The sequence below is a fragment of the Massilia sp. KIM genome, from assembly GCF_002007115.1.
Taxonomy (GTDB): domain Bacteria; phylum Pseudomonadota; class Gammaproteobacteria; order Burkholderiales; family Burkholderiaceae_D; genus Telluria.
In genome coordinates, this window is the sequence record NZ_MVAD01000002.1 from 337,727 (window position 1) to 364,224 (window position 26,498).

Here is a 26,498-nt window from a genome sequence, read left to right on the forward strand (position 1 = left end):
TTCAGCGGTGCGGCGTCCTGACCCTGATGCGCTGATTATCCGTAGTTCCGCCCTTCGGGCAGGCGGTCGGCTTGAGCCCCTTGTCGAGGCACACCCAGATTTCCTTGAGCCGGTTGCCGCCGGCGACGTTCACGCGCAGGCTGTCCTTGGGTAGCTTGGGGTTGAGCCGGTAGAAGGCCTGCTTGACCTGGGCCGGCGTAGTCTCGACCAGGCGGTTCGGCCCCGCGTCGGCGCCGGAGCCAAGCATATCGGCGGTGGTCGGCCGGCGCAGGCTTGCATACACCTTGGCGATGTCGCCGAAGTAGCGCTCAGGCGTCTTCCAGCCGCAGGTGCCGTGGGCCTGCCACTCGTTTTGCATCAGGTCCGCGCCCGGCATCATGCACAGGTGCTGCCTGACCAGCGCCACCGGCAGCGCGCCGGAGCGCTGGCAGTGGCGCGGATGGTCCTTGTTGGAGGACGCCTGCCCGTTCTGCGGCCACAGGCCGTGCACCACCCACTCGAAGCGGTTGTCCGAGAAGCACTGGAAGGCGTGCTTGTCGCGGCCGTTGCGGCGGTTCCGCTGCCCTTCGCAATGCTGGGGCGACCAGGACAGCACCAGGGCCATGTAGTCGGTCGGCAGGTCGTCGTTGACGTAGTCGGGCCTTCGCGGTTCCGGCGCCTCGACCCGTGAAGGCAGGGCGCAGACTTCCTGCGCCACGCCCACGCCGGCGGCCTGCGCCAGCATCAATGCCACTACCACCCGTTTCCAGCACACCGACAGTCTTACTCCCATGGACTCCTCATCGAAAGAATGGCGCTTCGTGCTCAGCGGATGTGCGTGCCCGTCATCGTCATGCGGCGCAGGTGCGCCAGCTTGGCCGAGTAGAGTTCACGGTTGTCGCGGCGGGTGCTGTGGTTCACGGCCAGCGCGATGTTCTCCTTCGCGCTGCCCACCTGTCCCAGGCGCAGGTAGGCGACCCCGAGCCAGAAGCGGAATTCGTCATTGTACGGCGCGCGCGCCACTTCACGCGCGAACTGGTCGCGGGCCTCGTCGTAGTCGCCGGCCTTGAGCGCCTCCATGCCCTTGTCGAAGTAGTGGTAGGGCGGGAAGGGCTCGATGCTGGCGATGCGCTTGGCGAGGGCCTCGGCCTCGGCATGGCGGCCCTGGGTGATCAGGAGCGGGCGCATGTTCTGCATCACCGCGAGGTTTTCCGGCTCGCGCTCCAGGGCCGCGCGGAAGGCGGATTCGGCCTGTGCCAGGTCGCCGTGGCGGTGGTAGACCACGCCCAGGGTGTTGAGCGGCGAGACCGCGCCCGGGCGCGCCTTGACCGCGCCCCTGGCCCACCAGTAGGCGTCGTTCAGCCGGTCCTGCACCAGGGCCTCGGCGGCGCGGTTGTTCATGTAGAGCGCGATGATGTCTTCTTCTTCGAGCTGGCGGGTGCGCAGCTTGGCCGCGTCCTCGCGCGGCAGGAAGTCCACCACCAGCAGCCGGTCCGGATCGAAGCCGCGCTGGATGTCCGAGACGCGCTGGCCCAGCGTGATGTTGATGTGGGCGCTGGACAGGTAGAGGCCGGCGGTGCGGCTCCAGCTGCTTTCCGCGTCCACGCTCTGGTAATGCACCGGCATGCCGAGTTCCTTGGCGAAGGCCGCCGTCATGATCACCAGCGACAGGCAGTTGCCGGCGCGGTCCGCATAGGTCTCGGCGGCGGTGCGCGTCCTGCTGGACTCGTATTCGAGCTTGAGGTCGGTCTTGCTGTACAGCGCTTCGACCAGGCCGTGGCGCGCGCCACGGGCGCGCAGGACAGCGTTGAAGTGCGGGCTGTTGAGATACTCGCGCATTGCCGGGCTGAGGGCGAACAGGCCCTCGGCGGTGACCGGCTCGGACGGCGGCGCGAAGCGCGCGTCGGCGAAGACGGCGGGTGGGGTGGTTGGGGTAGGCTCGAGGCTGGCGCACCCGCCCAAAGCGGCGGCCAGCAGCACGATGATCAGGCGCTTCATGTCTCCTCCTGCGCTGCGGGTTTTACCTCAGTATCTGCCCGGAGGAGCCGGCTGTCAAAGATATGTATTTACTCTTCGTGGAAGGCTTCGAGCAGCTCGTCGAGCAACTCGGCGGTTTCTTCTTCCGACAGGCCGAGATAGGCGCAGGCGGAAGCGCCGCCCTTGCCCCATTCCAGCGATTCGCCGTGGCCCTGGTAGCTGCAGATCGCGCTTTCCGCCAGCACCGAGAGCGCCACCAGCGAGCGCACCGCCGGCGCGGTCGCGCCGTCGTCGAGGACGGCGAAATCGTGGTGGTGCAGGATGGCCCAGCCGACCTCGCTCGACAGGCCCCAGTTGCGCGCCAGCAGGCAACCGATCGCCGCGTGGCTGGTGCTGTGGCGTTCGTCCTCGAGCGCGGTGAAGGGGCGCTCCGCCTCCAGCGAGGCGCTGGCGTAGGTGGCGGCGTAGTCGGGGAAACGGTCCATCAGGAGCGGCACCCCGGTGTCGCAGAACAGGCCGAAGGTGTGGGCCACGTCCGGCTCGCCGATGCGCAGGCGGCGCGACAGGAACACCATGGCCTGGGCGCGGCGCGAGGAGATGTCCCAGAAGCTGGCCAGGGCGGCGCTGTTGGCGGGAATCGCCTGGCGCGCCAGCAGCCCTGTCATCAGGGCTGCAACCTGGTTGATGCCAAGGAACAGAATGGCCTGCTCGATCGACTTGGCCTTGCGCCGGCCGCCGTAGATCGCGGAATTGGCGAGCTTGAGCAGGGCGCCCGACATGCCGACGTCGCTGGCGACGATCTTGCCGATCGCCTCGGGCGACGGATCCTCGGACGCCAGTTCGCGCTGCAGGTCGGCCAGCAGGCTCGGACGCGGCGGAATCCGGATCGACTTGATCAGGGCATCGACCTGGTCGAGCGGCGGCAGCGGATCGGCGACGGTGTTCATTGTCGGGGAAATAATGCTCAGGGGGATATGCGGGAGATAGCTGCAACTATACTCCAGGGAACGCTAACTTGCACTTAAGCAATTCGATCTGTGTGTCAATTTCACCAAAACGGCGGGTCAAATTGACCCGCGATAGAATCCGGCCATGGCTATTTCGATAATTGCTGGAATTGACTTTTCGGCGCCATCCGAGATCGTGGCGCGCCAGTTGATCGGCGTCACCGTGCTGGTCGACGGGGTCGGCGGGCGCATCGTCGAGACCGAGGCCTATGACCGCGAGGATCCGGCCTCGCATGCCTATTCCGGGCCGACCGAGCGCAATGCCTCGATGTTCGGGCCGCCGGGCCACGCCTATGTCTACCGTTCCTACGGCATCCACTGGTGCCTGAATTTCGTGTGCCGCGAGGCCGGGCACGGGGCGGGGGTGCTGATCCGGGCGCTGGAGCCGGTCGAGGGACTGGAGGCGATGCGGGCGCGGCGCGACGCCGACGACGAATGGCTGCTGTGTTCGGGGCCGGGCAAGCTGTGCCAGGCGCTGGGCGTCACCCGCGCCCATAACGGCCTGCCGCTGTCGCTGCCCCCGTTCGCGCTGCTGCCGGCGCCGGGCGAAATGCCGATCGTCGCCGGGCCGCGCATCGGCATTTCCAAGGCGGTGGACGTGCCCTGGCGCTTTGGGCTGGCCGGCTCGCGCTTCGTCAGCCGGCCGTTCAAGTAGGAGCGATTGCCAGGAGTCTGGATGGCAGGATTTCCTTCCGCCGCCCAGACTCCTAGGTGCCGGTGCGCCGCCGTGGCGCCGGCGGCAGCGCCTGCACCGCTTTGCGCCGCATCGGGCTGTCCGCCGCGCGCCGCTCGCCCACGCCCTGGAAGCCGGCTTCGTCCTGTTCTTCCTCGATGAGGGGCGGCGCGCCCGCTTCGCCATCCTGCGCCACCCGGAAGATCGCCACCGCCTTGGCCAGGTTGACGGTCTGCTCGTGCAGGCTCTCGGCGGCCGCGGCGGCCTGCTCGACCAGGGCTGCGTTCTGCTGGGTCATGCCGTCCATCTGGCCGACCGCGCGGTTGACCTCCGCGATGCCGTCCGCCTGCTCGGTGCTGGCCACGCTGATGCGCTTGATGATGTCGTTCACCTGCTGCACCGAGCTGACGATGTCGCCCATGCTGGCGCCGGCTACGCTCACCGAGGCGTTGCCGCCTTCGATGATCTTCACCGAGTCGGCGATCAGGGCCTTGATTTCCTTGGCCGCCGCCGCCGAGCGCTGGGCCAGGGTGCGCACCTCGGCGGCGACCACCGCGAAGCCGCGTCCCTGCTCGCCGGCGCGCGCCGCTTCCACCGCCGCGTTCAGGGCCAGCAGATTGGTCTGGAAGGAGATGCCGTCGATGACGCCGATGATCTCGACGATCTTGCGCGAGCTGGCCTTGATCGATTCCATGGTGCTCACGGCCTGCTGCACGGCCTGGCCGCCGCTGGAGGCCAGCTGCGCCGCTTCGGCCGACAGTTCCGAGGCCAGGCGGGCGTTATTGGCGTTTTCCTTCACCGCCGTGGTCAGGGCTTCCATCGCGCTGGCGGTCTGCTCCAGCGAGCCGGCCTGCATTTCGGTGCGGGTCGACAGATCCAGGTTGCCGCTGGCGATTTCCTTGGAGGCGGTGTCGATCGAGTGCACCGCCTTCAGGATGCTGTGCAGGGCGGCGTTGAGGCGCTCGATGGTGTGGTCGAGGGCGCGCGCGGTGTCGGCGATCTCGTCGCGCCCGGTGCTCGCGCCCGGTGGGGCGTCGAGCCGGCCTTCGGCCAGTTCTCCGACGGTGCGTGCGATCGAGCGGATCCCGGCCAGCATCGAGCGCCGCACCAGCATGGTCACCAGCAGCGACAGCGCGATCGACAGCAGCACCAGGCCGGCCATGCTCAGCCCCAGAGTGCGGAACTCGGCCTTGGCGGCCGCGTGCGCATCCTCGCTGAGCTTCTTTTCCAGGGCCGCCAGCCGCCCCAGCTCGGTGTCGAGGGCGACGAACTGCTTCTCGGCCTTCTGCATCGAATTGGTGGCGATCGACTGGTCGACCTGGGCCAGCTCGATGGTTTCGAGCACCGCCTTGCGGTAGGCGGCGAGGGCGGCGATGGAAGCGTCCACCGGGGCGCGCTCGGCGGCTTCCGCGAGCTGGGCCAGCCTGTCGAGCTCCTTCTTGATGTCGGCGTGGCGGCGGTGGATCTCGCCGGTCAGCGCCGCCAGGCGGTTCTGGGCGAAGCTGCCGTTCACCCAGGCCAGCAGCTGGTAGATGTTGGCGTGGGCGAAGCGCGCATGGCCGGCCACGTCGGCCACCGCCTGCAGCCGCGCCGCACGCACCTGCACCATGTTCTCGAGCGAGGCGTTCTGGCGCGCCATGCCGTAATAGGCCGCCCCCGACAACAGGGTCAGCAGCACCAGCACCAGCCCCGGCGCCAGCAGCAGCTTGGGCCCGATCCGCAATTTGTTCAGCATGATGTCGCCTCCGTCGCCGTTGCGCGGTCCCCGGTGGCCGCGCAACAGCCCAAGTGTCTACGCGCCCCGGATCACTTCTTGTAGATCCCCGCCTCCAGCACCACGTCTCGATCCGCTGGATGTACGTGGTCTTCGGCTCGATCTTGCCGCTGGTAGGGTTCTTGTACTGGTAATCGACCCAGCCCTTGCCCTTGGCCGCCGCCAGCTCGATGATCTCGCGCCGGTACTTCTTGCCGTTCGCGTCCGGCACGTCGGTCAAGTCCTTGCCGACGATCGAGGGATTGTAGGGGTGGGCCAGCACGATGCCGGTCTTGAGGTCGCGCATGTCGATGTACAGCTCGCCCTGGACGAACTCTCCGTCCTTGGCGTTGATGCGCTTCATCATCTCGTCCTTGCCCTTCGACTTCACGAGCGCAACGCCGCGCTCGACCATGGCGATGGCGTCTTTCTCCGTCGGGCCATTGGCCAGGGCAGGGGCGCAGGCGATGGCCAGGCTCAGGACGGCGGTGGTGGCGAGCAGCTTCATGGTCTAACTCCTTTGGTGAATGTTCTGGGGCCAATATTTTTGAAGTGCATTGGCAAATGTACCGGGGTGAGCGCGGGGAGGGTTGTGGTAGCGCAACGGCACTGCGCAGCGCCTTAGGAACGTTGCACATTGGTGTCAGCCGATGCCGAGCGATCGCTCAGGGAAATGCGAGAGGGAGCCGGCGAGCCTGCGGCCCCATGGGCGCCGCGGCCATGCGCTCCGCATGTTTGTGCTAGCCCCACCTGTAGGACCAATCCGATTGATGGAGGGCAATTCCGCAGGGATTTCCGGAACGTAATATGAATTCTTCCCGGCAATTTGTGTTTCCCTCAGCCGGTTCCTTCACCTTCGTTTCCTGGAGAATTCCCGTGATCACGACCGAATCGACGCCCTCCAAGTTCAAGCCTTATACCCGGCAGACGATCCACCTGGCGCGCCAGTGGCAATGGCTGACGCCGGATTTGCAGGAAGCGGTGCAGGTGGTGTCCCATGTGCTCCCTTTCCGCGTCAACGCCTACGTGCTGGAGGAGCTGATCGACTGGAACAAGGTGCCCGACGATCCGATCTACCGCCTGACCTTCCCGCACCGCGACATGCTCCCCGCCCACGAGTACGAGCAGTTGCGCGAGCTCGTGCTGTTCAAGAAGGACGAGGAGGCCACCGCGCGCCTGGTGCACGGCATCCGCATGCGCATGAACCCGCACCCGGCCGGCCAGATGACCCACAACGTCCCGCGCGTGAACGACGCCCCGCCCAAGGGCCTGCAGCACAAGTACTTGTATTGCTGTAAAACGCCCTAGCAATCCGACAATCATTGACCGCGATCAATCATCAAGCTCTGCGGAGGTAGCACAATAGAAAAATGCCGAATAAGACGCCCCACACATACAGACCAACCTTGCTACTATCGGCCGTTAGCCTGTGCCGAACACACGGTAGAGGCTACGCTATTGCGCTGCTGGAAGAGGCTGGGATTGCTCCCGAAGTGATTTCGGAGTTGCTCGAAGAGGAAGATGCTCACACCACTACTGTTGACAACATGTTAACTGTAGTGTAAGATGCAGGGTGGCTTGGTCTTTCGACCCTCTCAGTGCTTAGCCAATCCCCCTTCATCTCTTCATTTCGTCCGCAGGAATGACGCTCCAGAGATAGCGAAGTAACCATCTGTCACTAGATGGTTGCTACCGTTATTACCCTCACTCGGTAAAATTGATTTTTCTTATTGAAATCAATCACTTACGTCAACAAGTGTTGCAAAAAGTTGACAGATTGGGGGTGGGTATGCTAAGATATTGCATATGGTGCCAAGTTGTGGTAAGCGCGCCATCCTTCCACCGATCCGCTTAGGGTCACACCCCATACAAATTAAACAATCCTGATTTGAAGGAGGGCATTCCATGCCTGTAAGACCTGAGTTCGGTGGCCGTAAGCAGTCACCGGCCTACTACACGGCTGTATCGAGCATCATTTTTGTTTTGCGCGATTACAGTTCGCTTTCCACGATTGCTGGACATCTAGCTCAGCAAGGCTATCTGTCGCCATCTGGCAAACCGTGGACGAAGTACCGACTTGCTAATTTTCTACGCTCCCCGAGCTACCAACCACCAGCTAAATAAGGACATATATGACAGCACCAGTTGCAAGCAAACCATTCTCAATCTCGCTGATCGGCCCAGCCGTCTCCATCTTCAACGAGCTTTGCGCTCACGTAAGGGCAGGATACATCGTAAATACTGACCATCCGATTGAGTTCTTCCCGAATGGGAACCTCTCGCTCATGCTCATCCTTGGCTCTCCTGATGATACAGCCCTGGCTCAAGCCAAGACATCCAGCGAAGAAAGCGCAGCCCGAGAACTTGCTGATTACGAACGCCGCATTAAGGAGGAAGCAAAGCGCCTAGTTGAGCACCAGCAGCGTGAGGAGCTGGCGAAGAAAGTAGCCGCCGAGGTTGCTGAGCACCAGAAAAAAATCGCTGAGATTCAAAAGCAAGCAGCAGCCGCTCTCGCCAAGCTCGACAGCAGCAAGTAACACCCCTCCCTACGCCACCCGGCATGGGGTGCGCGTCAGCCGACCTACGGCACCAGTAGCACGACAACCTGAACCCGCAGACCGTAATCCGGCCTCCACCTGGAGCCATCGCTACGTCATGTGCGTTCGCAAACTATTGAAGGAAAGACAATGAAAACGACAACTCTCAACATCCAACTGTCTGAGGACGGGTGGAACCGAATCGACGACATTCTGGAAGAATTCCCGGATTTCACCGTGGCAGAACTCATCGAAAAAGCACTAGTCATCGCATGGCACGCAGATAACAAGGAATTCGCATGATCCTGCGTACTGAACCAGTCCCAGGTACAAGTCGCCAGCGTGTGATTAGCGATGATGGCAGCACCCTGGAACGTCAATTCATCTATATGGAGCCGCATCAATGGGAAGCGCTCAAGCGGCTTGCAAATGACAGGCGTACCTCCGGCTCACATATCGTCGCTCACCTGATCGAGCTGGCTTTTAAGCTTCGTCAGAAATAAATATCAGCCTGAACACTTTACAATCAAAGCTCTATCGCGACCAATAGAGAAATCTCGCCAAGGACTTGATTCTAAAGGATTAATCGCTCACCGTTACAATAGTGTATATCCGTAAAGAGAACATAGACTATTGATTAAATAAAGAACGTACATAAACAAGGAATGAAAGAATGCCTAAAGCATCAATCGACTATCCATCGACCATCGTTGATGGAAATAACAACGGTGGTTGGCACCGTAACGGAAAGAGAGCCTACCGGAAGGCTGTACAGGGAATCCTTCGGTTCCTCCAGACTGCTAAAGAAGCCCGACTCTACCACCTGTGCTTTGAGCCCCTGGATGACGACACCAGCAGCAAGACAAGTGCTGAGATGTACAAAGCAAATATGGCAATGCTCCATGCTCTCCGACAGATGGCTGAGCGTGACGGCATTCGATGCGAGTGGTGGGCAGCTCGTGAGGTAGCAGACAGCACGAAGAAGGATCACCTTCACACCTTCATGGTCATCGACGCCTACGGCATCAAGGTAGCCAAGCTGTTCAATCAGTTTGAAGACGGACGAGTCCAACAGCATTGTAAGGCTCATGGCGTGAAGTTCGCCATCTTCAACCCGAAGGACTACAAGGGCCTCCACGGACGGAACACCTACATGGCGCTTCCATACCAAGGCCCAGGTAACAGGGAGACAGAGCGAGGCCGCAAGCGTCTGGCTGATGCCCTGGGCTGGTGCTCCTACCTTGGAAAAGCACGTAGCAAGCCTGAGGACGACAAGAGCGGACAAATCTTCCCAGCCTCTCGTCCTAATCGAAAGTCTAAGCAATCTCCGTCCCTTGCTGGCTCTCCAGCACACCAAGAGGAAAGGATCGAAGAGGAAGTGGTGGAATCAGCAGGCGAGCACGTTGCATCGAAGTGTGAGCAAGCAATAGACCAGCAGCTAGACGTTACGGCTGTTCCGGTCTGGAACCAGAGCGTACAGCGAACTCAAGCCCAGGTCATCCATGCGAGAACCGAAAGCAAACGACCTAGGAGACTTCCCCTTCCTTCTGGTCGGCTGACGACTGGAAGGGGAACAATAAATATACAAGGAACTATATGACGATTCTTCAGCACTACGTTAAAGCGGTAGAGAAGCAAGAGAAAGCAGCAGCTAGGAAAGCTCAGAAGGCTCAGGAAGCCGCTAAACCGGCTCCTACAGCCTCCCAGCCATCTCGTAGCTGGTCAGCACCAGATGTACCACCCAGGCAAACGACAGTAGCCAATAAGCCAACTCCAGCGAAACCAAAGACAAACGGTGACGCAGTGGTAAAGGAAATGCTCAGGATTACAGCAATGCAGAAGCGCAAGCGCCTGTAAATCAATTAGGAAGCGATATGAGGGGCCCAGGAGACCATTCTGACAAGCTGGATGAGCCAACCCTCATCCCAAACAGAAAAGCCCTCAGAAGCCCTTTAAACGTGTTTTGGAGCACTCCACTTAGAGAGGAACAAATTTGAAACTAACCTCAGCACAGAATTACCTAGCTCGGCAATACGAGGAATGCGTAGACGCTCAGCTTGAAACTGAAGAAATCAGGCAATTCCTTTTCAATCGTGGTATCAAGCGCACCAGAAAGCAAGTAGAGCATGAGCTAGATAATGTGTTCTGCTTCTACGGGTATGTCAAAGCTCACCAACCAAAGCCCGTAGTCAGTGTACGGGAGTGGGATAGATCGGCCTACCGATACATGTAGTAGCGATCAGCGACATCGGATCGCACTGGCACCATGTTCATGCTGCTATCTCAAGCGGCACGAAGCGATTCCCGCAAGAGACACACTGAAAGGTTTGCTCCCAAGCTTCGATAGCCTCCCGAATGTCTCTCGTCTGCTCGTCATAATCGCTCTGCTCCGCAATTGAAGGGTCGGTGTCGAGCATGAATGCACCGACGATCATTGCAACGCCGCACAAGACCACGAGCATGGAGAAGAGCCACAGTCCCACCAGACAGGTTGCAATCCCAGCAAGAATCAGCATCTTCCGGTTGTGCATACCCTTCGTCACGATCCTCGGCATTTCAGGCGGAGCAGCCTCCCGAGAAGCGCGTGTCTGCTGGACACTGGATGAGTTGCCCTCGGTTGTGATCTGTTGGCCCCCAATCGTATTGAACGTGCCGACTGTGTTGATTTCAGTCTCTACGGTTGACAGTCCTTCAGCATGAATTACCGACAGCTTGCGAGCATGGGGCGCTCCACATTTTGGACAAGTGGTATCGAGCTTCTTCATGGCATCCCTCGTTATTATGATGACCACAAGTCTATCAGATGTTACTCGGATTCTGTAGACTCTCTTTCTTCATCGCAGCACCCTTGGTGGGTGACACCTCCTACCTTACTCCCGCCAGCCCGCGTCCTATTTGGTCAGCGCTTACGCGCCGCGAGGGAAGCCCTGAACCTTTCCCAAGAAGCATTGGCGGAACAAGCTGGAATTCATCGAACCTATGTTAGTCAAGTTGAGGCTGGGAAGCGCAACGTTGCGGTTGATAACATGGAGCGTCTAGCTCGGGCGGTGGGAAAGGAGTTATGGCAGATGCTCAGACCCGATGATCCGCTTGTCTAACGCTTCAGCTATACTTAATGATTAGCGGATTTAAGGATTTTTACGCGGTTGAATTGCTCGATGCACTGGTAAGTGCTCGCGCTGAGTTAGGTCAGCCCTGATTAAGAAAGTCTCCTAAGATGAATTCGGCACAAAGAATAAGAAAAATCTATACTGACTTCCAGGCTATCACTCCGCCCGCCATGAGTGGCCACCCTCCCTACGCATACGATGCTTGGGCAAACTTATTCAATCGTCATGACGGAAGCGGAGATGTCGAGCAGATTGGAGAAGAGTGCGCTTACGCTGTACGGCAGGAACTTCAGCACTTGGCAAGCTTGTTGAAAGAAAGGGATGTCCCGGCAGAGCTTTATAATCCGCATCTGCAAAGTTTGCGCGTGATTGCCTCGGCCCGACATCTGCACGACGCTTGGGCGAACATATCAAAGTCTGTTAAGCCGGAACATTTCGTAGCGCTCGACTGGGCCTCTTTTTATTTAGGTTTCGGCAATGTAGATTCTGCTGAAATAGATTCAGAGATCGAGAGATTAACTACTGAGGTGGACAATCTCATCAAAGAGATTGAAAATGGAGCCTTACCGCAGGTTTTACGCTCCTTTCTTCTACGCAGCTTTAGGTCAATTAAGGAAGGAATATGGCGTTACAAGGTAACCGGACTTGAGCCATTACGGTCGAGCATTCAAACTGTTCGCGGGACAAGTGAGCAGCAGATTGAAGAGTTACGGCAAGCTGTAGAGGACCTCCCCGAAGAAAAGCGCGGCCTATGGAATAGAGCAACTGGCGTTATCACGGCTGTTGCGGAGGTATGTGACAAAGCGACCAAGATCGACGGAGGATACACCCTACTCAGTAATGGTGCTAAATTGATTGGCTTGACATTTGGCGCAGGATAAGGCTAACAAATCAAGTGAGTGCCCTGTTGTAATTCGTGCAAGATGCATCCCAAGATTGCTGACGCGCGCCTTATCCTATTGTCTAAGCCAGAAGTTGCAGCGACTATTGTGAGAGCACAGCATCCAAATGTTTTATTAAGCCCTGTTCAAACTTGGCTTTCCCATCTATTGAATTCTCATACATAAGCACTCTAAATCCTGAGATATCGAATGGTAGCTTAGTCCCTTTTTCTGCGATTAGTATAGTAGGCTTTCCTAGGGCGTGGGCGTAGCCGACCTCGTAGTACACATTAGCATTTGTTGGCGTGATTTCTGCGATTACGACCGCTGATTCACGGATACTTGCTACTACGTCAGAAATTATCATCCCTGGGCCATAGTCATCATCAGCCCTCTTCGCATCCACCCCCTTGTTTCTACAAATTGGCTCCACCACGCCTGTCCAAAGCTCGTTGAATGGTTGGGTGAACTGCATAACCACAAATGCTTTCGGGCGTTCTGGCTCAACCTTGAAGTCAGCAATTGTTACTTTAGTGCGTGAAAAGCAATAAATCCCAGCCGACGACTGGCGTAAGCCAGCTGGGATAAAACTTTTCGTCACCTGAACACCGTCCACGGTCATAGTTGCGGTAGAGCCCTCAACCCGCACCTGCACCTCATAAGAATGTTTTGCACGCAAAATCGATCCATCACCCGAGGAACCCGGCAAATCATGCCACGTCTTCCCGTCGAAACGTCGAATTACAAACATCGGTCCCGTCCAAGGTTGGCGACTGAGAACAGCAACAATAATTTCGCTAGTCGACGGATCGGACCATAGAATCAATCCAGCTTGGGTTTTATCAGTTACCTCGTCGAAAGTGATATTTGCCGAGAGTAGGCCGCTAGAAATAGCTGTATCAGCTAGAAGGACGCCCGAGTCAGCGCCGTCGTTATGCATCGTCGAAGGGTCATTTGGATCATTGAATGGGACCATTTTGCCGTGGAACACCGCCATATTTTTCTCTGGGAAGGAAAACGTTCCGTAGAGTGGTGTGAGTCGATGAGACAAGCAGACCTCCATGCTAAGCAACTAAAATGAACAATTGTTGAGCAGTATGCAACCTCCCATACAGGTTGGCAATCATCTTGTAACGGTCAGATAGGGTGGTCATCGCAGAAGCGGTCAAAAACTCAGCATTTTTTACGCTTTATACCCCAGGGCCGGAATAGCACCCAGAAGTCAAATAGAGTATACTCAAAATATACTACGCTATACCGGAAAGGATCTACATGAAACCCATCGCCCGAATCTACCAACGTGTAAGTACAGAGTCGCAAGACCTAACCCGTCAGCACTCCCTCCGTGCCGAAGCGGAGGCGAAAGGGTATCAGGTGGTTGCAACTTACTCAGAGAAAGCGTCTGGCACATCTGAGCAGCGCCCAGAGCTTCAGCGTATGCTGGCCGACCTGAACAAGGGGGACATTATCATCGCAGAGCACTTGGACCGAATCACTCGTCTTCCAATGGACAAGGCAGAGGCGCTGATGGCCCAGATCGAGGCGAAGGGTGCGAAGGTGTCCGTCCCTGGTCTGATCGATCTTCCTAAGGCAGAGGAAGGCATGACAGGGATTGTGATTGACGCTATGCAGGCGATGCTACTGAAGATGGCCCTATACCAGTGCCGTGCCGATTACGAGACTCGCCGCGAACGACAGCGTCAAGGAATTGAAGTGGCGAAGTCCAAGGGGGTCTATAAAGGTCGTAAGCCCGACATAGTTGCTAATGCCAAGATTGTTGAGCTCCGCGCCATCGGCTACACCATTGCTAAGATCGCTGATACTTTGAATGTCAGCGAATCTCAAGTGAAGCTGATCCTGAAAAAAGCAAGAACTGAAATAGTCGGGTAAAACCTGTCTACGGCCGTTTAGGCGGTCCCATCATCTGACCCGTCGATTGTTCTTCCTAGCTTACTCCGGGCCTCTTGTCGATATTTTAGGTGTTTGACGAGGCCATGTTCATCGATGCCTGGAGCAGTTAAGCAACCTGTTCGCTACCCGATATATTTCCAGCCCTGTTGACCCTTCTAAACGGAAGGGTCATTCTTGAAAATTTCTTCTAGGAAATTTTAGCTGTAGTGTTGTTCCGTCTCCGGGTTCCTCTACCATTCGGATTCGTTACCCATCCCACAATTCCACCACCTATCCCACCTTTAAGCAGACGCTCCTTAACGCCTTGGGCGATAGTGTTGGCCTGCTCAAGATTCGGCAACTCGCCTTTCCCGCCTGTCAGCACAACATCGTCCGACTCTGGAAGTTCGCTCATATCGTTATCGAGAGCTATGAAACCAATCCTATTCTTAGCTACAGCGAACATCGCTAAAGCTACGTCATGCTGAGTCAACAAGTAGCCCTCTGCGATGCGAACCTTTACGCCAAGTCGGTGCAGAAAAGCATTAACCCGCCTGCGTGTAGGCTTGTCTGTAAAGTCGAGCTTTGCACGTATCTCTTGCAGAGTAAGTTTATTGCCACCTGTCAACTGAGCTTTCAACCTCTCTATCTCCGCCTTTAGTCCCTTTACCCGGCCATCACTCTTAATTAAATAGTCATGGTAAGCGTCAACCTCCGGGTGAGCCTCCAACTTCTCCTTCCAGATTGCCAACTTCTGCTGCTCAGCTAACAACCGCCCCTCTGCTGCGCCTAGCTCCCTATCGAGCTTCTCCGGGTCTGGCATGACCAAGCTCACGGCGTCAAGGTGCATGAGCATTGCCATCAGCACGTCTTCACTCTCGTCAAGACGAACATTTCTTGAGCCTTCGCATGCACCGTAACGACGATTCGCGCACATCAGGTAGCGGAACTTAGTACGATGGATGATGTTCATTGGACTCCCGCACGCCCCACAGAACACCAGCTTTTGAAAGACGTTGAAGTCTGCGGACTGCTTCGTGATCTTCCCTGTCCGCCGCCTTTCGATGTGCCTCTGAGCCTCATTAAACGTGTCAACGTCTACAGCAGCCGGGAAGTAATCTGCGATAGCCTCTCCCCCGTCCTTGGGCCTTAGCTCACCGATTGCAGCACGGTTTTGAAGGATCGAAAGAACTGCGGTTGTACCCCATCGCCTGCCTTTGTTGAACGTCTTAAACCGTTCCGGCTCTGCATTCAGGGCTTGAGCGATTGCTGTGCTCCCCAATCCTTCAAGACAGAGCCGGAAGATTGCACGGACGGTATCAGCATGATCGTTCAGGTGGTACTGCTTGTCCTCTCCGAGTGTGAGCCAGTTGCTAACGCGTCGGCCTATGTGATGGCCTGTGGCTCTTGCGGCAGCAAACCTATCTGCCCACTCACGAATACCTAGGACGCTCTTACGAGCGCTCTCCTTGTGCGCGTTGTCCAAATAGAGAACAGCTTGAAGCAGTTGCATCGAGTCCCGTTTCTCCGGCTCGAGCTTCATTTCCGGCTGAACAGTGACAACGGTAACTTCAAGCTTGAGCAGCCGTTGGAGAAGCCCTACGGCGTCCCATGGCTCCATACGAGTAAGCCGGTCAAAGTGTTCTAGGATCAGAATGCTCCCAGGCGCGATTTCACCCGACTCACGAGCAGCAATGAACTCACCTAACGCGCCTGTATTGACATTTGACCCGTCAAAGCCCGATACCGCCTCGTCCGCGAACACGCGTTCCGATAACTCAACCTTATTCTTCTCGCACCACTTACGAGCCAAGGTCTGCTGGCGATCAATGGATGAGTTGTGCCGCTGAGCGTCACTTGAAAATCGTGCGTATGAGTAAGCTTTCATAATGAGCGTATTGTATCAGTACATGTACAAGGAGACCGTGCTGTTCTTCCCGAGCTCGGGCCAGACCTGCCACGCCTACTGCACCTTCTGCTTCCGCTGGCCGCAGTTCGTGGGCATGGACGACATGAAGTTCGACGCCCGCGAGTGCAGCGAGCTGGTGTCCTACCTGAAGACCCATCCCGACGTCACCGACGTGTTGATCACCGGCGGCGATCCGATGATCATGAACACGCGCTCGCTGGCCGAGTTCCTCGAGCCGCTGCTGGCGCCGGAGCTCGAGCACATCCAGAACATCCGCATCGGCACCAAGTCGGTGGCCTACTGGCCGCAGCGCTTCGTCTCCGACAAGGACAGCGACGACCTGCTGCGCCTGTTCGAAAAGGTGGTCCGCTCGGGGAAGAACCTGGCCATCATGGGCCACTACAGCCACGCGGTCGAGCTGCGCCACCCCATCGCCCAGCAGGCGGTCAAGCGTATCGTCGGCACCGGCGCGACCCTGCGCATGCAAGGGCCGCTGATCCGCCACATCAACGAAGACCCGAAGAGCTGGGCCGAGCTGTGGACCACCGGCGTGCGCCTGGGCGCGATTCCTTACTACATGTTCGTCGAGCGCGACACCGGCCCGCGCGACTACTTCGCGCTGCCGCTGGCGCGCGCCCACGAGATCTTCCAGGAAGCCTATTCGATGGTCTCGGGCCTGTCGCGCACGGTGCGCGGGCCGTCGATGAGCGCCTTCCCGGGCAAGGTCGTGATCGACGGCGTGGTGACCATCAACGGCGAAAAGCTGTTCGCGCTGCAGTTCCTCCAGGCCCGCAACCCCGAATGGGTGCGCCGGCCCTTCTTCGCCAAGTACGACGCCGAGGCGACCTGGCTCGACCACCTCAAGCCGGCCTTCGGGCGCGACCGCTTCTTCTTCGAGATGGAAAGCGGCGGCCCGCTGCGCGGCCCCGGCGGGCGCGTGATCCCGCTGGTGCCGGCCGGCCAGCGCGGCGCCGAACCCCACGCAGACGCGGCCTGACATGACGGCCCCCCGCACGCCGCGCCTGTCCGGCGTGGCGGTGTTCTTCACCGTGTTCCTGCCGTTCGCGCTCGGGCACTACCTGTCCTCGCTGCTGCGCAACGTGAACGCGGTGCTGGCCTCGCACCTGGTGGGCGAGCTGGCGCTCAGCCCCGGGCAACTGGGGCTGCTCACCAGCGCCTTTTTCTTCGCCTTCGCGCTGGCGCAGCTGCCGGTGGGGATCGCGCTCGACCGCTACGGGCCGCGCCGGGTGCAGCTGGCGATGATGCTGGCCGCGTCGAGCGGGGCGCTGCTGTTCGCCAACGGCACGGGCTTCGGCCAGCTGCTGTTCGCGCGCGCGGTGATGGGCTGCGGGCTGGGCGGCTGCTTCATGGCGGCGGTCAAGGCGCTGTCGACCTGGATCGCGCCTTCCCGGCTGCCCTCGGTGCACGGCTACCTGATCGCCGCGGGCGGCCTGGGGGCGGCCACCGCCACCATGCCGGTGCGCGCGGCGCTCGAGTACACCGACTGGCGCGGCCTGTTCGTCATCCTGGCCGCTCTGGTGGCCTGCACCGGCCTGCTGGTGGCCCTGCTCACGCCGCGCATGGAAGGGCAGGGGGCGAGCCGCGCGCCGCTCCTGGGCGCGCTGCGCGAGGTGTGGCGCACGCCGGCCTTTCGCAAGGTGAGCTCGCTGGTGCTCATCCCGCACGCGGTGTTCTTCGGCGTGCAGGGCCTGTGGATCGGACGCTGGCTGTCGGACGTGGGGCGCTACTCCGAGGACGGCGTGGCCTATCTGCTCTACCTGGGCATGGCGGCGGTGATCTTCGGGGCCATCGCGGTGGGCATGATCACCGAATGGGCGGGACGGCGCGGCATGCCGCCCCTGGACGTGGCGGCGGCGGGGGTGACGATGTTCGTCCTGGTGCAGGCGGCCTTCGTGTTCAACCATCCGCCCAGCTTCCCCATGCTGTCGGTGATGTTCACCCTGGTGGGCACCGTCACCGGCATCGAGTACGCGATCGTGGCGCAGGCCATGCCGCGCGAACTCACCGGGCGGGCGGCAACCTTCCTCAACCTCCTGATCTTCATCGGGGCCTTCCTGGTGCAGGCCGGGTTCGGGCTGGTGGTCGGCCTGTGGAAGCCGGACGCCCTGGGCCGCGCGCCGGCAGCCGCCTACCAGGCCGCCTTCGGACTGCTGGTGCTGATCCAGTTGCCCGGCCTGTGGGCCTTCGCGCGGCGCCGGCCGCAGGAATCGCCGGCGGTGGCCTGAGGAATGCTTGCGTTTTCTCAGCGGTAACGTACGATGTGTAATTATTTGTATATATAAAATTGCACTATTTCGTTAGCGCTTGAGGAAACGACCATGCCTTTTGTTCTGCCGCGCCTGGGTGCAGGCGCATTGCTGTTGCTGCTCGCCGCCTGCGGCGACAGGTCGACCTTGCCGGCGGGGGCCGATGTCGGTCCCCGACCAGTCCTCGCCGAGCCGGTCAGGTCGATTCTCCCGACCGTCGACATCGCCCCGGCCAAGGGCTGGCCCTCGGGCGCCACGCCGGCAGCAGCGCCCGGCCTGGCCGTGAACGCCTTCGCCACCGCGCTCGACCATCCGCGCTGGATCTACGTGCTGCCCAACGGGGACGTCCTGGTAGCCGAGACCAACGCGCCCGAGCGCCCGGAGAGCGGCAAGGGCCTGCGCGGCTACGTGATGAAGAAGGTGATGACCAGGGCCGGCGCGGCGGTGCCGAGCGCCAACCGGATCTCGCTGCTGCGCGACGCCGATGGCGACGGCGTGGCCGAGTTCAAGCGCGTGTTCCTGAAGAACCTGAATTCGCCCTTCGGCATGGCGCTGGTGGGCGACAACCTGTACGTGGCGAACACCGATGGCATCGTGCGCTTCAAGTACGTCGAGGGCATGACCGAGATCACCGAGCAGCCGCAGACCCTGGCCCCGCTGCCGGGCGGCCCGCTGAACCACCACTGGACCAAGAACATCATCGCCAGCAAGGACGGCAGCAAGCTGTACGCCACCTCGGGCTCGAACAGCAACGTCGCCGAGAACGGCATGGACAAGGAAGTCGACCGCGCCGCCATCCTCGAGGTGGACATCGCCACCGGCAAGACGCGCCTGTTCGCCTCCGGGCTGCGCAATCCCAACGGGCTGGCCTGGAACCCGCACAGCGGGGCGCTGTGGACGGTGGTGAACGAGCGCGACGAGATCGGCAGCGACCTGGTGCCGGATTACCTGACCTCGGTGAAGGACGGCGGCTTCTACGGCTGGCCGTATAGCTGGTACGGCAAGCACGTCGACGAGCGCGTCAAGCCGCCGCGGCCGGACCTGGTGGCGAAGGCCATCGTGCCGGATTACGCGCTCGGCGCCCACGTGGCGCCGCTGGGGCTGGTCTTCTACGAAGGTCAGCTCATGCCGCAGTTCGAGGGGGGCGCGGTGGTGGGGCAGCACGGGTCGTGGAACCGCAAGCCGCTGTCGGGGTATAACGTGGTGTTCGTTCCCTTCAAGGATGGGATGCCGAACGGGAAGCCGGTGGAGATCCTGAATGGCTTCGTCGACAAGGAGGGCAATGCGATGGGCCGGCCGGTGGGCGTGGCGGTGGACGGGAAAGGGGCGCTGCTGGTGGTGGACGATGTGGGTAATGCGATCTGGCGGGTGACGCCGAATGCGCAGTAGGCCACTCTTCATGGATCGTTGGCCCTCGAACGTCGTTCCCGCGAAGGCGGGAACCCAAGTTTGCATGCGTCGCGACTGCGCGTAAAACTTAGGTTCCCGCCTGCGCGGGAACGACGTGCTGAGGCTGTGGGAAATTGAAAGGACAGAGGTGGCTCAAGCGCAGCCCGCGACCAGCAGCAATGGGATCCCGTTCCACGCGATCGCTACCACCGCCAGCACCGCCCCCACCAGCGCGGACCAGTCGGTCAGGGTCGCATCCGCCGAGCGCACGCGCATCTGCGCCCGCCACCCCAGCCACACGCACAGCCCCAGCGCGATGACCGTCGCCACGCCCAGCAGCACCCGGTCCGGCCCGCCAGTCCGCAAGCCGCCCGGCGTGCACTGCGCCGCCGCCACCCCGTAGCACAGCGTGAAGTGCAGCGCCCACACCAGCAGGGACCCGGTCCCACGCAACAGCCGCACGAAGAATTGGTCCTGCATGTTCACTCCATCAGCAAGGGCAGCCCGCGGATCAGGGCGATCGCGGCGATGCCCTGCAGGGTCGTGTAGTGCCACATCAGGGCGATGTTGTCGAAGGTCGCCAGGCTGTGCTCCGTCAGGTGTCCTCGCCACACGCGCAGCGCCAGGTAGGGGGCGAGGAGCATGAGCAGCACGATGTGCATGCCCTGGTAGCCGAGCAGGGTGGCGATGGTGGCGCTCCATGCGTTGGCGCTGCCGTCCAGCCGCACCAGCTGCCATCCCTGCCACTCGGCGCAGAAGGAAGCGATTGCGCAGCCGAGCGCCGCCAGCGCCAGCCAGGGCAGGAACTTGCGGTCCAGGCGGCTGCCCAGCCAGATCAGCGCGGAGCCGGCCAGCAGCAGGGCCACCGAGGCCATCGGCCAGACCGCGTCCGGCAGCGAGGCCCCCGGCGGCGGGCAGATCTCCAGCCGCATCGAGATGTGGATGTAGGCGAAGCCGAAGGAGCCGAAGATGAAGGCGTCCACCACCAGCATGATGAAGGTGCCCCACCACGATTGCGAGGCCGTGCCGCGCGCGTTCACCGGCAGCACCAGGTCGCGCCCGATCCGCGCCTCCTTCAGGCCGGGCGCGCGGTCGGACTGCCACAGCCAGGCGATGGTCGCGCCCACGGCCACGATGCCGAAGGCCCAGGCCAGCCACATCAGCTTGACCGTCAACAGCAGGAAGAAGCCGGCCGTGCCGAGCGCCGCCAGCACGGTCAGCCAGCTGTCGCCCGGCAGCACCATCACATAGCGCGGCTCGCCCGCCACCGGGCTGGTGGCGATGGTCTCGCGCCGGCCGGTGACGGTGTTGGGCAGGTAATGCGCGCCCGCCGCCACTTCCGCGGACAGGGTCGGCTGGTCCCACAGCGGGTTGGTCGAATGGACGCGCGCGATGCTGCGGTTGCCGTAGTCCTCGGACGGCAGCCATTCGAGGGTGGCCGCGTTCCACGGGTTGCCGACCTCGCGCTCGGGTTTGCGCAGGGTGCGCACGACGTCGACGATGAACACCAGCACGCCGAGCGCGAACACGAAGGCGCCCACGGTCGAGAGCATGTTCAGGAAGTCCCAGCCCATTTCCGGCAGATAGGTGTAGACCCGGCGCGGCATGCCGTACAGGCCGGTGATGTGCATCGGGAAGAAGGCGAGGTTGAAGCCGCCGAACAGCAGGCCGAAGATCCAGCGCGAGAGGCGCTCGGACAGCTGGTTGCCGTTGATTAGCGGCAGCCAGTAGTAGATGCCCGCGAACACCGGGAACACCATGCCGCCGATCAGCACGTAGTGCAGGTGGGCGACGATGAAATAGGTGTCGTGCACCTGCCAGTCGAAGGGGATCACGGCCACCATGACGCCGGTCAGGCCGCCCAGCACGAAGATGAACATGAAGCCGAGCAGGAACAGGGCTGGCGCGCTCATCTTCACCTTGCCGCTCCACAGCGTGGCGATCCAGGCGAACACCTGGATCGCGGTCGGCACCGCCACCGCCATGCTGGCGGCCGAGACGAAGCTCATCTCCATCACGCCCAGGCCGCTGGTGAACATGTGGTGGGCCCACAGGCCGAAGCTGAAGAAGCCCACGCCCACCAGGGCTACGATGATGGCGCGCCGGCCCACCAGCGGGCGCCCGGCGATGGTCGGGATCATGGTCGAGACCATGCCGGCCGCCGGCAGGAAGATGATGTAGACCTCGGGATGGCCGAAGAACCAGAACAGGTGCTGCCACAGCAGCGGGTCGCCGCCGCGCTCGGCGTCGAACAGCGGCCAGTCGAAGGCGCGCTCCAGCTCCAGCAGGGCGGTGCCGGCGATCACGGCGGGGAAGGCGAACACGATCATCACGCCCACCACCAGCATCGACCAGGCATAGACCGGCATGCGCAACAAGGTCATGCCGGGCGCGCGCGTGAACAGGATGCCGACGATCAGTTCGATCGCGCCGGCGATGGCCGAGATCTCGATGAAGCCAATCCCCAGCAGCCAGAAATCGGCATTCAGGCCGGGCGAATACTTGCTGCCGGTGAGGGGCGGGTACATGAACCAGCCGCCGTCCGGGGCCAGGCCCACGAACAGGGTGCAGAAGAAGGCCAGCCCGCCGAAGGCGTAGGCCCAGAAGGCATAGGCCGACAGGCGCGGGAAGGGCAGGTCGCGCGCGCCCAGCATGTTGGGCAGCAGGTAGACCGCGATCGCTTCCACCACCGGGATCGCGAACAGGAACATCATCACCGTGCCGTGCATGGTGAACACCTGGTTGTAGGTGGACGCGCTCAGGAAGGTGTTGTCCGGCACCGCCAGCTGGATCCGCATCAGGAGGGCCAGGATGCCGGCCAGGACGAAGAACAGCAGCGCGGTGCCGATGTAGAGCAGGCCGATGTTGGTGTTGTTGACCGACTTGAAGAAGCGCCACCCCTTGGGCGTGCGCCAGACCTCCTCGAGCTGTTCGAGCTCGCCGGGCGGGCGGGGCAGGGAGTTGGGCAGGGTGTCGTCGCGCGTCATTTCAGGTGTTCGAGGTAGGCGGCCAGGGCGCGCAGCGAGGCGCCGTCGAGGTCTTGCGAGGCGGGCATGAAGACGCCCGGCTTGATGGCCTGGGGATCGGCGATCCAGCCGGCCAGGGCGCCGCGATGGGTGCGCAGGGTGCCGGCCCCGATCTGCATACGGCTGCCGACGTGGGTCAGGTCCGGCCCCAGGCGCGAGCCTTCGGCCACGCCGCGGATGGTGTGGCAGGACTGGCAGCGCTGCTCGAGGAAGGCCGCGCGGCCCAGTTGCAGCTCGCGGGTGTCGGCGGGACGGGCCGGCCGCGCTTGGGCCGCGAGCCAGGCGTCGAACTGCGCCTGCGGCACCGCCACCACGTGCAGGGCCATGCGCGCATGCTGTTCGCCGCAGTATTCGGCGCACTGGCCACGGTAGATCCCCGGCTTGTCGGCGCGCAGGTTCAGGCCGGTGACGCGGCCGGGAATCATGTCGCGCTTGCCGGCCAGGTTGGGCACCCACAGCGAGTGGATCACGTCGGCCGCGTTCAGGCCGAGGTAGACCGATTTGCCGACCGGGATGTGGATCTCGTTGGCGGTGACGATCTCGCGCCCGCTGGCCGGGTCGCGGTAGCGCACTTCCCACCACCACATCTTGGCGGTGACCGAGATCGTGAAGGCGTTGCGCGAGGTCTGGGGCGCCAGCTGGGCGCTGCGCCAGGTGCTCCAGACCAGCAGGGCGGTGAGGACGGTGACCGGAAAGGCCACGCCCGCGCCCGCGATCCACAGGGCTGGACGCACCGGACGCGCCTGGCGCCGCATGCTCAGGAGCAGCAGGGCCATCACGGCGATGAAGATCAGGGTGCCGGTGCCGAACAGCACCCAGGCGAACTGGCTGATGATGGCCGCGTCCAGGCCGGCCGGGTGCAGGACCGATTGCAGCGTGCCGTTCATCGCAGGGTGTAGAGGTAGGCGGCCATGTGGCGCGCTTCTTCCTCCGACACGCCTTGCGAGGGCATGGCGGTGTCGGGCTTGAGCGCGGGCGGGTTCTGCAGCCAGCGCACCATGTTGGCGGGCTGGTTGGGGATGCCGCCGGCGATGTAGCCGAGGCGTCCGGTGTGGTCGAGCGGCGGGCCGGCGTCGCCGCCCGCGCCCGGCACGCCGGGAATCGCGTGGCAGGCGCCGCACTGGTACTGCCGCACCAGGCGCAGGCCCTGTTCCGGATCGCCACCCGCGACGCGCACGCCGGGTTCCTCCTTGGCGCAGCCGGCAGCGAGCAGCGCGAGCGCGGCGAACAGGACCGCGCGACCGCCAGGGGACGCCGATCCGATGCTGCGGGTGGGGTAGCTGAGGTAGCGCACCTATCGTTTTTCGCGGTTTACAGTTGGCTCTTATAATACCCAAAAAACGATGCAATTTTTTTAACAGAACGCTCATCTGCATGCTATCGAATCGTACGCGACTCGTCATCAAGACCGTGATCGGCACGCTGCTGCTGGGTGCGCTCGTGGGTGGGGCCGCGGGGCTGATGGTGCTGTTTGGCGGCTGGTACAACATCGGCGCGACCAAGCAGCACTTCCCCTATGTGTACGCGGTGCTGGAGCAGGGCATGCGTTACTCGGTCCAGCATCACGCGCAGGACATCGTGGCGCCCAGGCTGGGCGCGCCGCAGCAGGTGCTGCGCGGCGCCGCCGTCTACCGCGACAACTGCGCGCAGTGCCACGGCGGGCCGGGCGTGGCCCAGTCCACCATCGGCATGAGCATGCAGCCAGCGCCGGGGCCGCTGTCGGACGCCCACCAGCGCTGGGAAACGCGGGAGCTGTACTGGATCACCCGTAACGGCATCAAGATGAGCGGCATGCCGGCCTGGGAATATCACATGAGCGAGAGCGACCTGTGGGCGGTGGTGGCTTTCGTGTCCAGCATGCCCACGATGTCGGCGGCCGAATACCGGCGCGTCACCGCGCAGTCGCCGCAGTCTCCGCAGTCTCCGCAGTCCCTGCAGTCCCCGCAGTCCCTGCAGTCCCCGCAGTCCCCGCAGTCTCAATTCCAAGCGCAGGCGGCAACCCAAGAGGAGGGGCGGCCATGAGGAGCCTGTTGTTCGTCACGGTCACGGTCCTGCTGCTGGCCGGCTGCAAGGACAAGCCGCCGCCCGCCGGCGTGCAGGGCGACCCGGAACGCGGGCGCATCGCCCTGACCCAGTATGCCTGCCACGCCTGCCACGTGGTGCCGGGCGTGACCGGTTCCGAGGTCTACGTCGGGCGGCCGCTCGAAGACCTGTCCAAGCGCAAGTACATCGCCGGGCAGCTGCCCAACAGCCAGGCCAACCTGGTGCGCTGGATCCGCGATCCGCAATCCATCGATCCCGAGACCGCCATGCCGGCGATGGGCGTGAGCGAGCGCGACGCGCTCGACATCAGCGCCTATCTTCTGACCCAGTAGGCCGCCGGCACGCTGCGTGCCGATCCTTGCTATCATCGCCAGCTCGTCCGCGCATGGCGCGCGGACCCTCGCATTCACAAGGAAAACAACATGAGATTGGTGCGCTATGGCCGCCCGGGCAAAGAGAAGCCGGGCCTGTTCGACGAAGAGGGCCGCCTGCGCGACCTGTCCGGGATCATCGACGACATCGATGCGTCGGTCCTGTCGGACAAGGCCTTGCGCAAGCTGGCGAAGATCGACTGGAAGACCCTGCCGCTGGTGCGCGGCAATCCGCGCCTCGGGGTGCCGGTCAAGGGCGTGGGCAAGTTCATCGGCATTGGCATGAACTATGCGGACCACGCGGCCGAAACCGGCTCGGCGGTGCCGACTGAGCCGATCTTCTTCACCAAGGCGATCAGCTGCCTGAACGGCCCGGACGATCCGATCCAGCTGCCCAAGGGCTCGAAGAAGACCGACTGGGAGGTCGAGCTGGGCGTGGTGATCGGCACGCGCGCGCAATACGTCGAGGAAGACGAGGCGCTCAAGTACGTGGCGGGCTACTGCGTGGTCAACGACGTGTCGGAGCGCGCCTTTCAGTTCGAGCTGGGATCTCAGTGGGACAAGGGCAAGGGCTGCGACACCTTCGGCCCGGTGGGGCCCTTCCTGGTGACGCGCGACGAGGTGTTCGACGTGCAGGACCTGGATCTCTACCTGGAGCTGAACGGCAAGCGCATGCAGACCGGGAATACCTCGAACATGATCTTCACGGTGGCGCAGATCGTGAGCTACGTGTCCCGCTTCATGACCCTGGAGCCGGGCGACATCATCACCACCGGCACGCCGCCGGGCGTGGGGATGGGCAGATCGCCCCAGCGCTTCCTGAAGAAGGGCGACAAGCTCAGGCTCGGGATCGCGGGGCTGGGGGAGCAGCAGCAGGAGGTGGTGGGGTTTGCCAAGGTGAAGTGAGTTTGAGCGTAGTATCTGCGCTACGAACTTGGGTTCCCGCCTACGCGGGAACGACGTAAAAGCGTGCGTGTCCGAAGTCGAGGGCCGTAAGTTTCGCAGCTGACCCTATCAACGTCGTCCCGGCGAAGGCCGGGACCCAAGTTTGCATGCACCCCGGACACGCTCGCTTTCACCCCCCCCTCACTCCGGCAACACCCACCCATCCCCCTCCGGCACCGCCGTCCTGGCCGTGTTCATCACCATCGCCAGAAACGTGTAATACCCGTTGATCCCCATGAGATCGACCACCCCCTGCTCCCCGAACAAGGCCAGCGCATCCGCATAGGTCCGGTCCGACACCGCCTTGTGCTCGTGCAGCTCGACGCAGAAGTCGTGCACCACCGCCTCGTCCACCAGCATGCCCTCCGGCCGCCGGCGCTCCGAGATCGCCAAAATCACGTTCGTCGGAATCCCGACCTTCTCCGCGATCGGCGCGTGGATCGTCCACTCCACCTGCTGGTCCCACTGGCGCGCGGTGACGAGGATGGCCAGCTCCGACAGGCGGATCCCGACCGCGCTGCGGTAGCGCAGGTATTCCCCCATGCGCTGCGCCAGCCCCATCAGCTCGGGACTGCGCAACAGCGGCACGAAGGGCCCGTACACCGCGCCGCGCGGGCCGTTGATGATCTCCTGGGCGGCGGCGCGCTGGGCCGGGGTCAGGTCTGCGTCGGGAATCGGGCCGAGTCGGTCGCTCATGTGTGGTGTCCAGGTGGGTCCGGCAAAATATTTGCATGCCGTGCG

The 26,498-nt window shown here is 61.9% G+C and carries 26 protein-coding genes and 3 pseudogenes; 16 read left to right on the plus strand and 13 right to left on the minus strand.

Annotated elements, in window-relative coordinates; all coding sequences use genetic code 11:
* Window position 1: 1 nt before the first annotated feature.
* The 3 genes from B0920_RS16235 to B0920_RS16245 form a co-directional block, all read right to left on the minus strand.
* On the minus strand, window positions 2–772 hold the full coding sequence (locus B0920_RS16235; RefSeq protein ID WP_078033704.1) for a ribonuclease: 771 nt from the start codon (window positions 770–772) through the stop codon (window positions 2–4).
* Between the two features lie 32 nt (window positions 773–804).
* Window positions 805–1,977 carry a tetratricopeptide repeat protein gene (locus B0920_RS16240; protein ID WP_078033705.1) on the minus strand — a complete coding sequence of 391 codons (1,173 nt, stop codon included), beginning with the start codon at window positions 1,975–1,977 and terminating at the stop codon, window positions 805–807.
* Between the two features lie 68 nt (window positions 1,978–2,045).
* Entirely contained in the window at window positions 2,046–2,903 is an 858-nt protein-coding gene (locus B0920_RS16245) for an HDOD domain-containing protein (RefSeq protein ID WP_078033706.1), read from the minus strand.
* Between the two features lie 145 nt (window positions 2,904–3,048).
* Between B0920_RS16245 and B0920_RS16250 the strand changes: the two genes are divergently transcribed.
* Window positions 3,049–3,618 carry a DNA-3-methyladenine glycosylase gene (locus tag B0920_RS16250; RefSeq protein ID WP_078033707.1) on the plus strand — a complete coding sequence of 190 codons (570 nt, stop codon included), beginning with the start codon at window positions 3,049–3,051 and terminating at the stop codon, window positions 3,616–3,618.
* Between the two features lie 52 nt (window positions 3,619–3,670).
* Here the strand turns inward: B0920_RS16250 and B0920_RS16255 are convergent, their stop codons facing one another.
* Both B0920_RS16255 and B0920_RS16260 read right to left on the minus strand, forming a co-directional pair.
* The gene (locus B0920_RS16255) at window positions 3,671–5,371 is read right to left on the minus strand and encodes a methyl-accepting chemotaxis protein (protein WP_078033708.1); all 1,701 of its coding nucleotides are present in this window, start codon (window positions 5,369–5,371) and stop codon (window positions 3,671–3,673) included.
* Between the two features lie 71 nt (window positions 5,372–5,442).
* A pseudogene (locus B0920_RS16260) lies at window positions 5,443–5,897 on the minus strand (cache domain-containing protein).
* Window positions 5,898–6,265: 368 nt separating this feature from the next.
* On the opposite strand from B0920_RS16260, the pseudogene B0920_RS16265 reads away from it, so the two are divergent.
* From B0920_RS16265 to B0920_RS25670, 6 genes and pseudogenes are all read left to right on the plus strand, one after another.
* Window positions 6,266–6,673, plus strand: a pseudogene (locus B0920_RS16265) (lysine 2,3-aminomutase); the annotation flags it as partial.
* 621 nt (window positions 6,674–7,294) lie between these two features.
* Entirely contained in the window at window positions 7,295–7,513 is a 219-nt protein-coding gene (locus B0920_RS26545; RefSeq protein WP_143745804.1) for a recombinase family protein, read from the plus strand.
* 8 nt (window positions 7,514–7,521) lie between these two features.
* The gene (locus B0920_RS25660) at window positions 7,522–7,926 is read left to right on the plus strand and encodes a hypothetical protein (RefSeq protein ID WP_143745805.1); all 405 of its coding nucleotides are present in this window, start codon (window positions 7,522–7,524) and stop codon (window positions 7,924–7,926) included.
* A gap of 150 nt (window positions 7,927–8,076) precedes the next feature.
* Window positions 8,077–8,229: a hypothetical protein gene (locus B0920_RS26000; RefSeq protein ID WP_179119199.1), complete on the plus strand. Its 153-nt coding sequence runs from the start codon at window positions 8,077–8,079 to the stop codon at window positions 8,227–8,229.
* Window positions 8,226–8,429 carry a hypothetical protein gene (locus B0920_RS25665; protein ID WP_143745806.1) on the plus strand — a complete coding sequence of 68 codons (204 nt, stop codon included), beginning with the start codon at window positions 8,226–8,228 and terminating at the stop codon, window positions 8,427–8,429. The genes B0920_RS26000 and B0920_RS25665 overlap by 4 nt, the downstream gene beginning before the upstream one ends.
* A 170-nt stretch (window positions 8,430–8,599) precedes the next feature.
* On the plus strand, window positions 8,600–9,526 hold the full coding sequence (locus tag B0920_RS25670) for a hypothetical protein (RefSeq protein WP_143745807.1): 927 nt from the start codon (window positions 8,600–8,602) through the stop codon (window positions 9,524–9,526).
* A 670-nt stretch (window positions 9,527–10,196) separates the two neighbouring features.
* Here the strand turns inward: B0920_RS25670 and B0920_RS26005 are convergent.
* On the minus strand, window positions 10,197–10,691 hold the full coding sequence (locus tag B0920_RS26005) for a hypothetical protein (protein WP_179119190.1): 495 nt from the start codon (window positions 10,689–10,691) through the stop codon (window positions 10,197–10,199).
* Between B0920_RS26005 and B0920_RS16285 the strand changes: the two genes are divergently transcribed.
* Both B0920_RS16285 and B0920_RS25675 read left to right on the plus strand, forming a co-directional pair.
* Window positions 10,647–11,024, plus strand: coding sequence for a helix-turn-helix domain-containing protein (locus tag B0920_RS16285; protein ID WP_078033713.1), 378 nt, complete (start codon window positions 10,647–10,649; stop codon window positions 11,022–11,024). The genes B0920_RS26005 and B0920_RS16285 overlap by 45 nt on opposite strands.
* A 119-nt stretch (window positions 11,025–11,143) precedes the next feature.
* On the plus strand, window positions 11,144–11,917 hold the full coding sequence (locus tag B0920_RS25675; RefSeq protein WP_143745809.1) for a hypothetical protein: 774 nt from the start codon (window positions 11,144–11,146) through the stop codon (window positions 11,915–11,917).
* Between the two features lie 103 nt (window positions 11,918–12,020).
* Here the strand turns inward: B0920_RS25675 and B0920_RS25680 are convergent, their stop codons facing one another.
* Window positions 12,021–12,914 (minus strand): nucleoside 2-deoxyribosyltransferase, encoded by an 894-nt coding sequence (locus tag B0920_RS25680; protein WP_179119200.1) that lies wholly within the window; start codon window positions 12,912–12,914, stop codon window positions 12,021–12,023.
* Between the two features lie 275 nt (window positions 12,915–13,189).
* Between B0920_RS25680 and B0920_RS16290 the strand changes: the two genes are divergently transcribed.
* Window positions 13,190–13,807 carry a recombinase family protein gene (locus B0920_RS16290; protein WP_078033714.1) on the plus strand — a complete coding sequence of 206 codons (618 nt, stop codon included), beginning with the start codon at window positions 13,190–13,192 and terminating at the stop codon, window positions 13,805–13,807.
* 208 nt (window positions 13,808–14,015) lie between these two features.
* On the opposite strand, the gene B0920_RS16295 is transcribed toward B0920_RS16290, so the two are convergent.
* Window positions 14,016–15,695 (minus strand): recombinase family protein, encoded by a 1,680-nt coding sequence (locus tag B0920_RS16295; protein ID WP_078033715.1) that lies wholly within the window; start codon window positions 15,693–15,695, stop codon window positions 14,016–14,018.
* A 16-nt stretch (window positions 15,696–15,711) separates the two neighbouring features.
* On the opposite strand from B0920_RS16295, the pseudogene B0920_RS16300 reads away from it, so the two are divergent.
* From B0920_RS16300 to B0920_RS16310, 3 genes and pseudogenes are all read left to right on the plus strand, one after another.
* Window positions 15,712–16,713, plus strand: a pseudogene (locus tag B0920_RS16300) (KamA family radical SAM protein); the annotation flags it as partial.
* Between the two features lies 1 nt (window position 16,714).
* Window positions 16,715–17,962, plus strand: coding sequence for an MFS transporter (locus tag B0920_RS16305; RefSeq protein ID WP_078033716.1), 1,248 nt, complete (start codon window positions 16,715–16,717; stop codon window positions 17,960–17,962).
* A 93-nt stretch (window positions 17,963–18,055) separates the two neighbouring features.
* Window positions 18,056–19,372, plus strand: coding sequence for a sorbosone dehydrogenase family protein (locus tag B0920_RS16310; protein WP_078033717.1), 1,317 nt, complete (start codon window positions 18,056–18,058; stop codon window positions 19,370–19,372).
* 153 nt (window positions 19,373–19,525) lie between these two features.
* On the opposite strand, the gene B0920_RS16315 is transcribed toward B0920_RS16310, so the two are convergent.
* The 4 genes from B0920_RS16315 to B0920_RS16330 are packed head-to-tail and all read right to left on the minus strand — an operon-like array spanning window position 19,526 to window position 23,692.
* Window positions 19,526–19,852, minus strand: a complete 327-nt coding sequence (locus tag B0920_RS16315) for a hypothetical protein (RefSeq protein ID WP_078033718.1) — start codon at window positions 19,850–19,852, stop codon at window positions 19,526–19,528.
* Between the two features lie 2 nt (window positions 19,853–19,854).
* Window positions 19,855–22,359, minus strand: a complete 2,505-nt coding sequence (ctaD, locus tag B0920_RS16320) for a cytochrome c oxidase subunit I (protein ID WP_078033719.1) — start codon at window positions 22,357–22,359, stop codon at window positions 19,855–19,857.
* Window positions 22,356–23,285 carry a c-type cytochrome gene (locus B0920_RS16325; RefSeq protein ID WP_078033720.1) on the minus strand — a complete coding sequence of 310 codons (930 nt, stop codon included), beginning with the start codon at window positions 23,283–23,285 and terminating at the stop codon, window positions 22,356–22,358. Before B0920_RS16325 ends, ctaD begins: the two co-directional genes overlap by 4 nt.
* Window positions 23,282–23,692: a cytochrome c family protein gene (locus B0920_RS16330; RefSeq protein ID WP_229455674.1), complete on the minus strand. Its 411-nt coding sequence runs from the start codon at window positions 23,690–23,692 to the stop codon at window positions 23,282–23,284. The genes B0920_RS16325 and B0920_RS16330 overlap by 4 nt, the downstream gene beginning before the upstream one ends.
* 80 nt (window positions 23,693–23,772) lie before the next feature.
* On the opposite strand from B0920_RS16330, the gene B0920_RS16335 reads away from it, so the two are divergent.
* The 3 genes from B0920_RS16335 to B0920_RS16345 all read left to right on the plus strand — a co-directional run bounded on the left by B0920_RS16335 (window position 23,773) and on the right by B0920_RS16345 (window position 25,718).
* Entirely contained in the window at window positions 23,773–24,420 is a 648-nt protein-coding gene (locus B0920_RS16335) for a cytochrome c (RefSeq protein ID WP_078033721.1), read from the plus strand.
* A complete protein-coding gene (locus B0920_RS16340; protein WP_078033722.1) occupies window positions 24,417–24,773 on the plus strand; it encodes a cytochrome c family protein in 357 nt (118 codons plus the stop codon). The genes B0920_RS16335 and B0920_RS16340 overlap by 4 nt, the downstream gene beginning before the upstream one ends.
* 90 nt (window positions 24,774–24,863) lie before the next feature.
* Window positions 24,864–25,718, plus strand: a complete 855-nt coding sequence (locus B0920_RS16345; RefSeq protein ID WP_078033723.1) for a fumarylacetoacetate hydrolase family protein — start codon at window positions 24,864–24,866, stop codon at window positions 25,716–25,718.
* 180 nt (window positions 25,719–25,898) lie between these two features.
* On the opposite strand, the gene B0920_RS16350 is transcribed toward B0920_RS16345, so the two are convergent.
* The gene (locus B0920_RS16350; protein ID WP_078033724.1) at window positions 25,899–26,453 is read right to left on the minus strand and encodes a carboxymuconolactone decarboxylase family protein; all 555 of its coding nucleotides are present in this window, start codon (window positions 26,451–26,453) and stop codon (window positions 25,899–25,901) included.
* Between the last annotated feature and the right edge of the window lie 45 nt (window positions 26,454–26,498).